The sequence below is a fragment of the Streptococcus sp. ZY19097 genome (assembly GCF_040731245.1).
Lineage (GTDB): Bacteria > Bacillota > Bacilli > Lactobacillales > Streptococcaceae > Streptococcus > Streptococcus orisratti.
In genome coordinates, this window is sequence record NZ_CP160400.1 from 2182791 (window position 1) to 2197029 (window position 14239).

At 40.9% G+C, this 14239-nt stretch carries 9 protein-coding genes and 1 pseudogene; all 10 read right to left on the reverse strand.

Annotated features, from left to right (window positions below; translation table 11 throughout):
• Positions 1 to 15: 15 nt before the first annotated feature.
• The gene (locus ABZ559_RS10720; protein ID WP_018375193.1) at positions 16 to 336 is read right to left on the reverse strand and encodes a V-type ATP synthase subunit F; all 321 of its coding nucleotides are present in this window, start codon (positions 334 to 336) and stop codon (positions 16 to 18) included.
• The gene (locus ABZ559_RS10725) at positions 326 to 1336 is read right to left on the reverse strand and encodes a V-type ATPase subunit (RefSeq protein WP_321056298.1); all 1011 of its coding nucleotides are present in this window, start codon (positions 1334 to 1336) and stop codon (positions 326 to 328) included. The genes ABZ559_RS10720 and ABZ559_RS10725 overlap by 11 nt, the downstream gene beginning before the upstream one ends.
• An 11-nt stretch (positions 1337 to 1347) precedes the next feature.
• Entirely contained in the window at positions 1348 to 1932 is a 585-nt protein-coding gene (locus tag ABZ559_RS10730; RefSeq protein ID WP_018375191.1) for a hypothetical protein, read from the reverse strand.
• Between the two features lie 162 nt (positions 1933 to 2094).
• Positions 2095 to 2574, reverse strand: coding sequence for a V-type ATP synthase subunit K (locus ABZ559_RS10735; protein WP_018375190.1), 480 nt, complete (start codon positions 2572 to 2574; stop codon positions 2095 to 2097).
• A 2-nt stretch (positions 2575 to 2576) separates the two neighbouring features.
• The gene (locus tag ABZ559_RS10740; protein ID WP_367006358.1) at positions 2577 to 4565 is read right to left on the reverse strand and encodes a V-type ATP synthase subunit I; all 1989 of its coding nucleotides are present in this window, start codon (positions 4563 to 4565) and stop codon (positions 2577 to 2579) included.
• Positions 4555 to 4878: a hypothetical protein gene (locus ABZ559_RS10745; protein WP_367006360.1), complete on the reverse strand. Its 324-nt coding sequence runs from the start codon at positions 4876 to 4878 to the stop codon at positions 4555 to 4557. Before ABZ559_RS10745 ends, ABZ559_RS10740 begins: the two co-directional genes overlap by 11 nt.
• A gap of 237 nt (positions 4879 to 5115) precedes the next feature.
• Entirely contained in the window at positions 5116 to 6264 is a 1149-nt protein-coding gene (nagA, locus tag ABZ559_RS10750; protein ID WP_367006362.1) for an N-acetylglucosamine-6-phosphate deacetylase, read from the reverse strand.
• 119 nt (positions 6265 to 6383) lie between these two features.
• A complete protein-coding gene (gene tkt / locus ABZ559_RS10755; protein WP_367006363.1) occupies positions 6384 to 8369 on the reverse strand; it encodes a transketolase in 1986 nt (661 codons plus the stop codon).
• A gap of 567 nt (positions 8370 to 8936) precedes the next feature.
• Positions 8937 to 13256: pseudogene (locus ABZ559_RS10760) on the reverse strand (pneumococcal-type histidine triad protein); the annotation flags it as partial.
• Positions 13257 to 13282: 26 nt separating this feature from the next.
• Positions 13283 to 14209 carry a metal ABC transporter substrate-binding protein gene (locus ABZ559_RS10765; RefSeq protein WP_367006364.1) on the reverse strand — a complete coding sequence of 309 codons (927 nt, stop codon included), beginning with the start codon at positions 14207 to 14209 and terminating at the stop codon, positions 13283 to 13285.
• Between the last annotated feature and the right edge of the window lie 30 nt (positions 14210 to 14239).

Below are 14239 nucleotides of genomic sequence, written 5' to 3' on the forward strand. Positions count from 1 at the left end.
TAACAGCTTTTAGAACTAAAGTATGTTCTGTCCAACAGCTTTCTCGACATTATCTTGCACACGCTTAATTCCCAAGCCACTTGCTCCCTTATGAGTTGGAATGAGGATTACTGCAGGGGTTACCTGACTATCGTAATAAGCAATGGTCTCAGGGATATGCGTTGCAATATCCTCAGTCAAATAGATGATGCCATAGTCTGACTTAGCTAATTTTCTTAGGGTATTAATCGCATCCTGATTATTGTTAACTGGAAAAGTGTTAAAACCAATCATGCGAAAAGGCAGAATAGCATCGCGATTCCCAACGACACCAATTTTATATTTTTTACTGTCCATAAACTGGTCTCATCCTTTCTTTGACAGCTTCTAACGGCAAGTCATTGCAAATAGCTGACAAGAGCAGGCGCAGATTTTTCACTTCCAATTCACGACCAAGCAAGTAACGTGCCAAAACTAGAGGACCTTGAATCTCAAAGCGCGCCTGCTCAAGCAAATTGAACTGCAGTACATCATACAAATACTCCAAGTCCACTGCCGTAATACTACCTTGACGCATTTTTTCTTCATAATCTTTGAGATCAACCTTAAAACCATCTGGATTGACCTGATTAAACCAGACCGTTAGTTCTTGATTTTCAACCAAGGTGATGTAATCTTTCGGCGCTAGGTTGCCATCTTCGGATAAGAGTTGAAGCATAAAACTCTGCGGTTTCTTTTGGTCAAGAGCCCGCTTAACTGTAATTACGTTATAAAACTCAATCATCAGTTGAACAGCTTGGCTAAAGACTGAACTGTCAAACTGCTCTGCCATTTTTTTTAAGTGCTTAAAATAAGCTAAATCAGTTCCTACTTCTAGGACGCGAATATCCCTATAATCCTCATATTCAGACCAGATATCTCGTAGTTCCTCAACCATAAAGTTTGGGAAAAATTCTGAATGCAGAGTTGAAACCAAATGACTCAGTGCTTCTAAAGGCTGCTCTCCTATGGGTAACAAAAGTTGTGAAAAATCCTGTTTGCTGGCTTTTGCCTTAAACAAAACCTTGATGTTATGGTAGACATAGCGCAAGGAAAACATGGAAACAATGGCTTTGTCTGGCGTTTCTTCAAAAGCCCACTGGTATTCTGCCGCTAACGTCTTGATTAAGACCTGCTCAATGGCATCTAAATCCTCCAAGTCCTCTGCTGACAGGGGGTAAGGCGTTGATTGCAAAAGCAAGGCTAGCACCTCTCTGTCCTCAGCTTGAAGAAGCTTTTGAAAAAACTCTTCCGTCAAAAGACTGTTTTCCTTAACCGCAATGGTGGTGTTAATCTGAGAGAATAGTGTTGAATCCATCAGTCACCTCCCTAATGTTCTTTGAAAATATCAGCAGCAATGTGTGAACTTTCTTCTTTGTAAATAGAGTCAACGAGGGTGTCGTAAAGGTAGGTGTCATCCACTTTCCCATTTGAAATAACAAAGCCAGCTTGATCGGGAAGTGCTAGCGTTTCAAAACTAACCATTGGAAACTCTGTGCGTAATTGACTGAGGACTTCAGTGGCTAGCTTATCAGCAGTAATTTGCCCAAAGATGACCTTAATCTCTTCATCCTTATATTTTTTTAAAACCGATTGGAGAAAGGTCAGTTCATTAGCTAAACTCCAAGAGGCCATCTGCTCCTGAGCCGCTGTGAAAAGTTCCTTTAAAATGTTTTGTTTAGACACCAAGGTTGATTGTCGCTCTTGATTACGAATTTGCTGTGCTTCAACTTGGAAACGCTGATTAATTTCTTTTAATCGACTTTGGCGCTCTGCTTCTTTATCAAGTAACAGTTGTGCCTTACGATTTTCAAAATCTTTCTCCAATTGAGTCTTAGCTGCCTCTAACCTGAGCTGTCCTTCTTGGTGAGCCTGTTCGATAATCGATATTTTTAGTTTGCTAACGTCACTCACAAAGAGACCTCCTTTTTCATCTTTAGCTAGGTTTTATAACCTTATACTCAACGAAAACCAAAAGTAAGGATGTTAAGGTAGAATATCACACTCATCACATCAAGCTAACAACATCTAAATTTGATTTTCCCAGAGTATCTTTTCTCTTTTTGAAAGAGAAGCTTATCCCACGCGGAGTGTCAAGATAAAGGAGACAACGAAAGCAAGGATGGCATACGTTTCTACCATGGCTGCTAAAATGGCACCCTTCATGAATTCTTCTGGGCGTTTCGCTAAAATTTGCATCCCCGCAACCGCTACGTTTCCTTGATGTTTAGCTGAGAAGTAACCAACAATAGCAACAGGTAGGGCAACAAAGAAGTAAGCCACTCCTTTTTCAAGCGCAAGGTCTGGTGACAATTGCAACCAAATCAAGATTCCAATAACAAAACCATAAAGTCCTTGAGTCCCTGGCAAGAGTTGCAAGATAAGAGCTGAGGCAAACTTTTCAGGTTGTTCTTTCAAAAGAGCAGCCGCAGCCTGACCAGCTTTACCAACACCGTAAGCTGACCCCATACCACTCAAAGCGACAGCAAAAACAATGCCAAGAGCAGCAAAGAAGGCGCCGCCATGTGTTGAAAAGTAAGATGCTAATGATTCCATTTTTATTCCTCCAAATGAGTTTTTCTAATTTTAACGTATTTTTCAGCTGACTTGAGCGGTTGGAAAGCCTTTCCGCCACCCTCATAGAATTTACCGAAGAATTCCACAAACATCAGACGAGCGCCATGAACATAACCTGACAAGAGGGACAGGAAGATATTGATGGCATGTAGTAGAATGAAAATAACAATACCAATGCTAAAGCGAGCCACTGGTGGGAAAATATTGACGATCAGGTTAAAGGCAGATCCGATACTTGCTCCTGACAATCCTAGGGCCATTAAGCGAGTAAAGCTGACCAAATCACCAACATATCCGCTAATATTGTAAAGATTGTACAAGCCTGTTCCCAAGCCAACCAAACTTTTAGCTTGGAAAATAGAAACAGCAACAATCCCCACAGCATTGGCAATGGCTAAAACTGCTCCAATAGTTCTCAGCACTCCCATACCTGGCATCATTGTCCCCAAAGCAATCAAGAGGATACCAATTAAGATCAGACACCAAGCGAAGCCTGAATTATATGCCTCACCATAATCTTTCATGCGCAAGCGCTGCATACCACCTAACAAGAGACCAACGATAACCGTCACAAAACCGAAGGCTACCGACAGCATCAAAATCGTCATGACATCCGTTGTGGTTGAAATAAGAACAAGTGGCAAGGTAAAGCCAAAGAAAGAGCCGTAAACGATTCCCCATAGCGAAACCGCAACGCCTAAAATATTAAAGAACTTGATAAAACGACGCGTTCCCTTTGATAGATTGAAGCATTTCAGTGCTAGAGCCGTTGCAATAACCATGAAGAGGCCATAGCCCAGATCTGCCACCATCATTCCAAAAAAGGTAAAATAAAATGGCGCTAAAATCGGGGTGGGGTCTTTTTCATAGTATTTTGGTAGGGCATACATCTCCGTAACCAACTCAAATGGTTCAATCAGAGGATGATTTTTCAACTTAATGGGAACTTGATCCCAGTCAGCTTCCTCAACTTCAAATTCTTGAACAAAGACACTGTCGCCAAATTGTTGAGCAATTTCCGCCTTCAAGTCAGCTACCTCTTCTGCTTGAACCCATCCTTCCAAGGCTATTAAGTGCTTGGTACTGGCCAGATTGTATTTGACCTTTTGGCGCGAATAAAGCCCTAGAACGTAATCTGTCTGCACCTGTAAATCTTGTAGTGCTTGTCCAGAATCTTGCAGCTCCGCAATCAGAGATGCTTTCTCTCTTTCAAGCTTTTGACTTTTTTCTTTAAGCTGCGTAATCTTTGTAGCTGGCAGGATAGGCTCATCATAGTCAAACGCTACAAAACCATAGTCTTGCAGAGGAATGTCCTGCTTCGCTTCATAGAAAATTATCACCCCATACTCAAGTTCAGAGTTAAAAACATCCTGACAGGTAATATAGGGATTGTCCTTAAGTTCATGGTAAAACCCATCATCAGCGGTCTTAGGAACGCTGCCGACAATTGCTTTGATAAATTCAAAACGTTCAAGTTCCTTTGGACTGACCTCCAAGTCTCGCCATTTTGACAAACGATCAATCTCTGTTTGACTTTCGGCCAGTTGCCGTTCTAAAAGTTGCACACGAGCAATTTTAGCATTAATCGTTTCCAATAATTTTTCAGCTACATGCCCTTGACCGAAATTCTCTAACTCGTTAAAAGATAGGGTAAAATCTGGTCGACGTAAAGACTTAAGTAAGCCTTCTTTGGATAAATACCTGTTTAACTTTTCAATGGTCATCTCCAAAGATTGCTGCCTCCTAGAAAGGTAGGACAATGCTTCATCTCCAGATAAGAGACCTTTCTTGCTTTCCAAGTGAATTTGAGGTAACTGAACCTGGTTCTGCGCAAAAGCATCTTGCCAATCTGTCAACTGGCTGATTTCTCGAACTTGGACAATCTGTGAAGCCTGTAAAGCCAACAAAACCGCGTCTAAGCTTTCTTTAGGGAATACCAGAGATACCTTTTCCATTTGACTAATAGCCATACTTCTCTACCACCCTATCCACAATTTGCTGAACCAGATCATCTTTTTTATCCGTCAAAACCGACCTGACACTACTCTCATTTTGGGTAATCGTCTTGGCAAGACTTTCTTTTAATTGCGCAATTTCTTGAGCTAACTTTTCTTCTAATGCTGCCACTTCAGCTTGAGTTTCACGATCATAATCTGCTTTGATGACGTCTAAATCCTGATCAGACCGCACTCGCAAGTCTTGAATCTGAGCATCATAATCTGCCAAAACTTGTTTGGCTTCATTTTCAATTCCTTGCATTGTCTCTAAAATGGAATTTGCCACCGCGCCACCTCCTCTCAATAATTACCCTTCTATTTTACCAAAATTCTAATCATTTAGAGTATTCTAAATAAACTTTTTTTATGTATATTTTAAGGGCAAAATAGGTATATTGAGAAAACGAACCACCATCTGGAAAGTGGGATAATGGTATTTTGATAAGGTAATATTTTTACAGATAATAAGTCAAAAATCCCCATTGTTTCTACAATGGAGATTTGACAACCCTAAAAATTCAATTTAACCTTCCCAAACTTTTTCACCATTCAAATAAGTTGCCAGCAAATTCAGGTCTTTATCTAAAACTATGAAGTCAGCAGCGTAACCTTCTTTGATTTGGCCGCAAATATTATCAATACCAACTGAAATGGCTGGGATTAGACTAGCCATTCGAACAGCCTCTTCAGGACTTGCAATCCCCCAAGCTACTACATTTTTAAGACCATCCTTGAGTTTTAGGATAGAACCAGCTAGGTTTCCGCCATCCTTTAGTCTTGCGGTTCCATTTTCCACAGTAACAGGAAACTCACCCAGCATATAATCCCCATCTGGCTGTCCCCCTGCTGCCATACAGTCGGTAATCAGGGCCACATGATTATGATTTTTCTGCTTCATGAGAATATCGCAGGCTACGGGAGAAACGTGATGCCCATCGCAAATTAATTCAGCATAGGTATTCGGGAGGTTGTAAACAGCACCTACCATTCCAGGTTCGCGGTGATTAAGGCCACGCATCCCATTATAGGCATGTACCCAGACAGATGCCCCTGCTTGAACTGCTCTTTTAGCTTCCTCATAGGTTGCATTAGAGTGTCCAAGTGCCACTGTTACCCCTTGTTTGGTCAACTGTGATACAAAATCCGCAACTCCCTCTCGTTCAGGAGCAAGTGCAATTTTTTTAATCAACCCATTTGCCGCATGTTGCCAGTTCGCAAATTCTTCCAAACTTGGATTTTTCATATAAGAGGGATTTTGAGCTCCTTTGTACTTTTCAGTAAAATAAGGACCTTCAAAGTAAATTCCTTGAATTTTCGCTCCTTCTTCAGTCCCTGCCACCTTAGCAACAGCCTTGGAAGCCTCCGTCAATCGCTCTGCCGATGATGTCAACGTTGTTGGCAAAAAGGAAGTCACACCTGTTGACAAGAGTTCTCGGCTCATTGCTAAGATTCCTGCTGGGTCACAGTCCATGACATCATGACCAGCAAAGCCATGAATATGGGTATCCACTAATCCTGGTGCAATTTGGTAGCCTGTGTAATCGAGTACCTCTGCTCTCTCAGGAAGATCGCTCAGCCATTTCCCAAAATGACCATCTGTCACCTCCAAGTATCCACCACTTTTCGTTTCCTGTGGGTAATAAAATTTGCCCGCTTTAATATATTGTGTCATCTCACACCTCCATATTGTCACCTTCATTATACGCTTATTTGATAGAATTGTAAATGGTATATACCAAAAAGGAATTAAAAAAAGAAGCAATAACCTTACGGCCACTGCTCCATTAAATTTTAAAGTGAGTTATAAAGTTTAACTGCATTTTCCACGGTAAAGCCGTATTCTTCAAAGATTCGGTTTCCTGGTGCAGATGCTCCCCATGTATCAATGGTCAAAGTTTTGCCAGCTAATCCAACATACTTGCCCCAACCAAAACTTGAAGCAGCTTCGATAGCCAAGCGTTTTGTGACAGCCGTAGGAAGAATTTCTTCCTTGTAAGTTGCATCTTGTTCGTCAAAGAGATTTTGTGATGGCATAGAAACCACGCGCACATGCACCCCTTGCGTTTCGAGCGCTGCCTGAGTGTCAAGCGCTAATTTCACCTCAGAGCCTGTCGCAATGATGATACCATCAAGGTCGCCTTTAGCTTCTGAAATGATGTAGGCACCTTTATTAACACCATCTTTAGCCAATTGAGCTGTGCCTTCAAGAACAGGTAAGTTTTGGCGCGTCAAAACAAGCATGGTTGGACGATTCGTTTCAGCCAAGGCGCGTTGCCAAGCAGCGTTGGTCTCATTGCCATCAGCGGGGCGAATAACATTGAGATTTGGCATCGAGCGTACACTAGCCAATTGTTCAATTGGTTCGTGAGTAGGACCATCTTCACCAACAGCAACGGAATCATGTGTCATGACGTAAACCGTTGGTAATTGTTGAAGAGCAGCCATACGAACAGCTGGAAGCAGATAATTTGAGAAGACAAAGAAGGTTCCACCATAAACACGTGTGCCTCCGTGAAGCGCAATCCCGTTCATAGCAGCAGCCATAGCAAATTCACGGACACCAAACCAGATGTTACGGCCTGCGTAATTATCTGGTTGGAAGTCTGTTTCAGCCTTCACCATAGTATTATTTGAAGCTGATAAGTCAGCTGAACCTCCCCAGAAATCTGGCAGTTGAGCTGAGATTTGTTGAATAGCTTGTTGGCTAGAAACGCGGCTAGCGACAGCTGTACCAAGTTCATGCGCAGCCAACTCCACTTGTGCAGGCTCATTCGCAAAAGCAGCCTTGTATTCTGCCGCCAACTCTGGGTAAGCTTTTTCGTATTCTGCAAATTTAGTATTCCATGCATTTTCAGCAGCTTCGCCACGGAATTTTATTCCTACTTCAAAACGACGGGCAACTTCTTCTGGAACAGTAAAAGCTGGATAAGCATAGCCAAGTGTTTTCTTAGCATAGTCAATCCCTTCTTGACCAAGTGGTGCTCCGTGAACAGCTGATGTCCCTTGTTTTTCAGCACCAAAGCCAATAATGGTTTTGACTTCGATAATGGTTGGTTTTTCAGTCTCTGCCTTAGCTTCATCAAGAGCAGCAGCAATTGCTTCCAAATCATTACCATCTTTAACTAAAATATGTTGCCAACCATAAGCCTCAAACTTGCCTTTAATATCTTCAGTAAAGGCCATTGAAGTTGGTCCGTCAAGGGAAATGTCATTTGAGTCATAGAGCAAGACCAATTTACCTAGTTTGAGGTGCCCCGCTAAGCTAGCGGCTTCTTGGCTGACACCTTCCATCAAGCAACCATCTCCATTGAGGGCATAAGTGTAGTGATCAACAATATCAAAACCTGGTTTGTTGAATTTAGCTGCTAAATGAGCTTCTGCCATAGCCATCCCAACAGCGTTGGCAATTCCTTGTCCAAGTGGACCAGTTGTCGCTTCAACGCCGTCTGTATGATTAACCTCTGGGTGGCCTGGGGTTTTAGAACCCCATTGACGGAAGTTTTTTAAATCATCCATGCTAACCTTGTAACCAGAAAGGTGTAACAGACTATAAAGAAGAGCGGAGCCATGACCCGCTGACAATACAAAACGGTCACGGTTAGACCAATTGCGACTTGTCTTAGGATTCACGTTCATCACATGATTCCAAAGTACATAAGCCATAGGAGCAGCACCCATAGGAAGCCCTGGGTGACCTGAATTAGCAGCTTGAATAGCCTCAATCGAAAGTGAGCGGACAGTGTTTACTGCCAACTGATCAATAGCATCAAATGTCATGAATAAAACCTTTCTGTAAATGAATGGGTAAAATTAACAATCTTCAATATTTATTATATCACAAAGAAAAGAAGTAGGAAACGGTTGATTCTCTATACTTTCTGCTATTCTCCTACTTTTTTAAAATCATACGGTCCCTTAGTTAAAAAATAGCTTTCAGTAAACTTCCGCCTTTACTACCGTGGAAGTCAGTCTGGTAAGCCAATACTAGTAGGCTAATCAGAGCTATGAGAATCTAAGGCAACAATGAAATGATAAAATTAAGATTGAATGATGTAATTTTCTCTAACATTGAAAACAGACTAAAAGGCTGGAAACTTAATCCCAGCCTTTTATGTTGTCCTAGACTAACATCATTTGTGAAAGATTCCAACACAAATGATGAATTACCTAACTACACTATTACTAATAATCAACTAATAATACTCAATGAAAATCAAAAGTAGCCTAGGAAACGAAGCCGACGATAGAACTTGAGTTCATCAAGGCAAGTTGACAACGGATAATTTTGATTTTCGAAGAGTATAAGTATTAGTTTGTTGAAGATATACTCCCTCTTTTATCCAATCACTTTACTTCAGACATTGTAACAAGATTGTAGGTGATTGTTTGACCATCTGATGTGCTGATAGAAACGAGACCACTGCTAATATCTTTAATCCCATCAAGCGCTATATGATAAGTATTGGCGATTTGATAAAGTTTGTTGCTGAGTTCTTCACCTGTTAAATTGTGAAGTTTGCCCCGTTCTTTCATTTCCAAATCAAATTCATCCTCTTCCGTTTCAACCTCGTCTTCAGAACTGTCTTGATTTTGGTCAGTTTCGCTAGGTTCCACAGAATCTTGTGACTTAGCTGAGTCGGAAGTTTCACTCTTATCTTCTGAAGCAGTTTCACCAGATGCTTCTCCTTTGACATGGTCGCTGGCATTTCCCCAACCATCATCAGATGTTGGACGATCCTCTGGATGTTCAACAAAGTATTTGATTGTAGCCAACAACTGCTCTAAACTATATCCAGATGGCACTTTGATGGTTTTGTCATCAAACCAAGATAAAGCTACGTTGTGATAATGATCTTGATGTGGAATAACCAATCTTCCATTTTGATAAGCAACTGCATATGCGGTATTATATGGCATTACGTCAACAGGAACTACCTTTTCTGGAGAAACACGTTCATAAAGTTCTGCTGCTGTTTCTAGTTTTGGAGAGGCACTAGAAGATGCGGTGTCTTGTGCTTTCTTCTCAGGAGTTTTTGACTCAGTTCCCGCTGTTATTCCTTTTTCCGCGCAGAATGCTTGTGCTGCTTGTCTTTCTTCCTCTGACAAGTCACTTTTCGGGATCCAATGGCTATGACTCATGTGAGGGACAATGTAGGCATCTCCTTCGTCACTCACAATATCTTTAGCATCAAAGATATAACCATCCGAAGTTGTATATTTACCAGAAGCCTTAGCTTTGGCAATTTCATCAGCATTATAAGTGATTTGTGAGTTTGGCTTACCTTTGCGTTCATCCGATCCGAGTTGATCACTCTTAACATCTTTATTTGGTGTATTTTGGACGGTCTTACTTCCCCAACCATATTGTGAACTTGGACGGTCTTCTGGATGTTCAAGATAATACTTGATGGTTGCAAAAAGTTCTTCCAAGCTATAACCACTTGGTGCTTTGAAGGCTTCTGAATCATCAAACCAAGAAATTGCAATGTTATGGTAATGGTTCTTATGAGGAATGACAAGATTTCCATTTTTGACCATCGTAACATAAGCTGTATTATATGGCATTTTTTCAATTGGAATGATTTTTTGTGGTGTTACTCTATCATAGACTTCTTCAGCTGATTCTTTATCTGGAGTAAAGTATGATTTATCGTCTTTTGCTGGAGCCACTAATCCTTTTTTCTTACAAAATGCTTGAGCTGAAGCCTCTTCACTTTTTGAAAGTAGGGTTTTATCTACCCAGTGAACGTAGTCTTTGTAAACAACAATATATTGATCGCCCTCGTCACTAATGATATCTGAAGCATTGAAAATGTAACCATCTTCATAAGAGACATAACGCCCAGCCTTTTTAGCTGCTGCTATTTCTGACGCACTGTAAACTGTCCCTTGCCCCTCTGTCAGATTATCATCCTTTTTAGATTCTAAGGACTGAGATTTCTGATCTTTGGACGGTTCTTCCTTCTTGTCCTTGTCTTTTTCCTTATCAGCCTTAGCTTTAGCTAACAATTCTTGCGCCGCTGCCCATTCTTGCTCTGATAATTCTTTCTTAGAAATCGCGCGCAAGCTTCCTCCTGTGGCCCGTGGAATACTAAATGCTTCTTTCCATACGAATGTGCCTGGATCTAGAACATCCTCTGGGGCAAAGATATAGCCATCTGAATCGGCAAATTTACCCGCAGCTTTAGCAGCATTTACTTCCTCTGCCGAATGGATGATTTGCCAATTCTTCAACTTGCTACGTTCTGATTCTGGAGTGACATTAGTTGCCGTCTCTGTCTTAGTTGAATATTTGGTAACTCCTTTTTTATCGGTGCTTTGAGTTGTTGACTGGGTTGCTTTCGTTGATTCCCCTTGTGCTGCTTTTTCCTTATCTGCCTTAGCTTTGGCTAACAATTCTTGCGCTGCTGCCCATTCTTGCTCTGATAATTCTTTCTTAGAAATCGCGCGCAAGCTTCCTCCTGTGGCCCGTGGAATACTGAATGCTTCTTTCCATACGAATGTCCCTGGATCTAGAACATCCTCTGGGGCAAAGATATAGCCATCTGAATCGGCAAATTTACCTTCTTTCAAAGCCTGTCTAACTTCATCAGCTGAATGAATGATTTGCCAATTCTTCAATTTGCTACGTTCTGATTCTGGAGTGACATTGACAATTGTTCCAATTTCCTTCTTGCTACCATGTCCCTCTGTCCAAATCGCTGGACGATCTTCTGGATGCTGCATGATATACTTCACACTTGCAATTTCTTCCGCAGTTAGCCAAGTATATGGAACAACGTGAATGTGATCAATATGTGGAATAATGAAAGACTCTCCAGTATCATATGTGGCATTTCCAGCATGCATCTTGAGTTGACTTGCTGTCACATAGAGTTTAGGAGCTAATTCATTTTCTTTAGGAGCGACGATGTCATAAATGTATTTTCCATCAGCTGCCGACATCAGCTCTTGCTCAGCAAATGAAATCTTAGTTAAATCTAATTCTTCACGTGCATAGAAATACTCTTTCCCATTATCTTTCATAAGATAACCTGTTTGACCGTTTTGTGTCAGTTTTTTAGAAACTTTCTTATAGTCAAACGCAGGTTTTACCTCATCAGACTGACTTGTCTTTGCGTCACTCTTAGTATCACTCTTAGGTGTTTCCTGTTTCGGCTGAGAAGGGGTTTTTTCTTCCGCTTTCTCTTTTACCCAAGCAGCGACTTGATCCAATTCTCCCTGCTCCAATTCTCCCAATCCAATATAGTGGATATGGTCACCGTGACTGGCTGTCAAACCATTATTGTCAACTGATAGAATAGAAGATTTGCTAAAAACATAGCCATCTGATGTATCGTAAGGCTTGCCATCTAAACCTTTTCCATAGGCAACTATTTTTGTTCCGTTGTAGTTAAGAACAATCTCTTTTGGCTTCTCTACTGGTTTAACAATTGGATCTGTTGTCGGTTTGTTTTCTTCCATTTTTGGCTGTATTGCCGTACCAATTGGGAATTGCTTAGCAAGGGTCGCCTCTAACTCAGACATCCTGTCATAAGGAATAAAGTGGAAGTGATCACCATGCGGAACTACCACTCCTTCTCCTGTACGCTTTGTTATCTGGGCTGGATCAAAAACAAGACCATCTGCTTCCGTATACCTTTCTGATTGTGGACTATGATAGAGTTTATAGAGAAGAGTGGCTAACTCATCAGTTTTTTCAGTTGTCGGATGTGATGGTAATACAGAGACGATACCTTTTTGAACACCAGTCTGTCCTTTGTTAGAAGTGGTTGGTTGACTTGGAGATGGGATAATTGAAGGGAAACTTTGCCCTGTTGAAGCTGTCGGATAGGATACTACAGGTGCTGTTCTGATCGTCCTATCCCCCTGAGATACTCCTCCTGATTGATGAGCAACGACTGTCTCTCCTTTTGTTCCTTTATGTTGCTTGCTGTCCCAATAAGCTTGTGCAGCAGCTAATTCACTAGGAGATAGATCAGCTTTAGGAATAAAGTGAAAGTGATTACCGTGTGGCACTAAGAAACCATCACCCAAGTCATTAATGACATCTGTTGGGCTGAAAACATAACCATCATCTGTTTTATAACGTCCATCAGTATGACTCCCTGACTTACTCTCAGAAGTTGAAGCATTCGCTTTCTTTTGACTTCCGTGTTTATGCGACCCACTCTGCTTTTGAGCAGCCTCTTTCGTTCCTTTTTCTCTCTCAGCTGCAATTTGTTCCTTCGTGCGTATATTTTTATGGTCACTATTTTCCTTCAAATACAAATAATAGTTTCCATCAACTTTGATGATGTACCCATCCTTGACCTCATTAATAACATCTTCCTGTTTAAAGACATAATTTGGGTCTTTCATAACCAGTTCCTCACTGATTAGAGCATCGTAAGGAACTTTTCCGTTGTAGTAATGATAATGGTCTCCATGCGAAGTGACATAACCATCATCTGTAATTTTGACAACAATCTGTTCTGCACTAATGCCTTCTTCCTGACTAATTTGATCAGGTGTTTTATTCTCAGATTGACGAGATGTGGATTTTTTCTTTGATGTCTCCACATATGCTATATTAGACTCCTGGGCCTGACTTGCTTGATATTTTCCTAGCTCATAGGCACAAAAACTGACCGACAGCAAAACAACTGCTACGGCGGAACCAGCTACAATTTTCTTTTTCATAACTTCCCCTATTTATTCAACTCTTGATATAAAATTTCTAAATTTTCTTCAACATTTTCAAGATAAGTTTTCTGATTTTTAGGATCTGACTCCAAAGGACTAAGTGTTTTCAGCTTGGCCCCTGTTGATTTGGCAACAGTTTTTGCCATTTTCTGAGAAACATTTTTTTCAACAAAGACAGTTTTAACCTTATATTGTTTAATGAAATCACGAATTTCTTTCAATTGTCGTGGTGTCGGTTCCTGTTCAGGAGAAATCCCAGAAATGCCAAGTTGGGTTAAACCAAAGCGATTAGCAAGGTAAGAAAAGGCAGTATGTTGTGTAACAAAAACCTTGTTAGAAACATTTTTGAACTTTTTCTGATATTTTTGCGTCAATTGCTTGGCTTCTTCCTTAAAGGATTTTGCATTTTTTTCGTAAATATCCTTGTTCTTTGGATCCAGCTTAATCAAACTTTTCTTGATTCGCTCAACTTCTTTTGAAGCCATTTGCGGATCTGTCCAAGTATGGGGATCATACAAAGTGGCTGGGTCAACACCATCACTTACCTCCATATCCTCAAGACCTTGAACCTTAGATAAAGTCATCCCTTTAGAAGCCTCCAAAACTTTAACTGTTGACTTATTTAAGCTAGGCTCTAAACTTCCAGCCCAAGTTTCAAGAGTATGCGAATGGTAAATGAAAACATCAGCATCATAAATCGCTGCCACATCATTCGCAGAGGGTTCAAAGGAATGAATACCCGCCCCTGATTGAATCATTCTGACATCATTTAAATCACCTGAAACAGCCTTTGTCATGGCATATATGGGATAAAAACTTGTAACAATTCGCAGTCCCTTTTGTGTTGAGGACTTATTCTGGCATCCTGTCAATGTTGTCACTATCAAAGCTAATGTAGCTAGCAGACACCAGTGAGAGAATCGCTTTTTCATGAAAAAACCTCCTTTTACTTAACCGGTTTT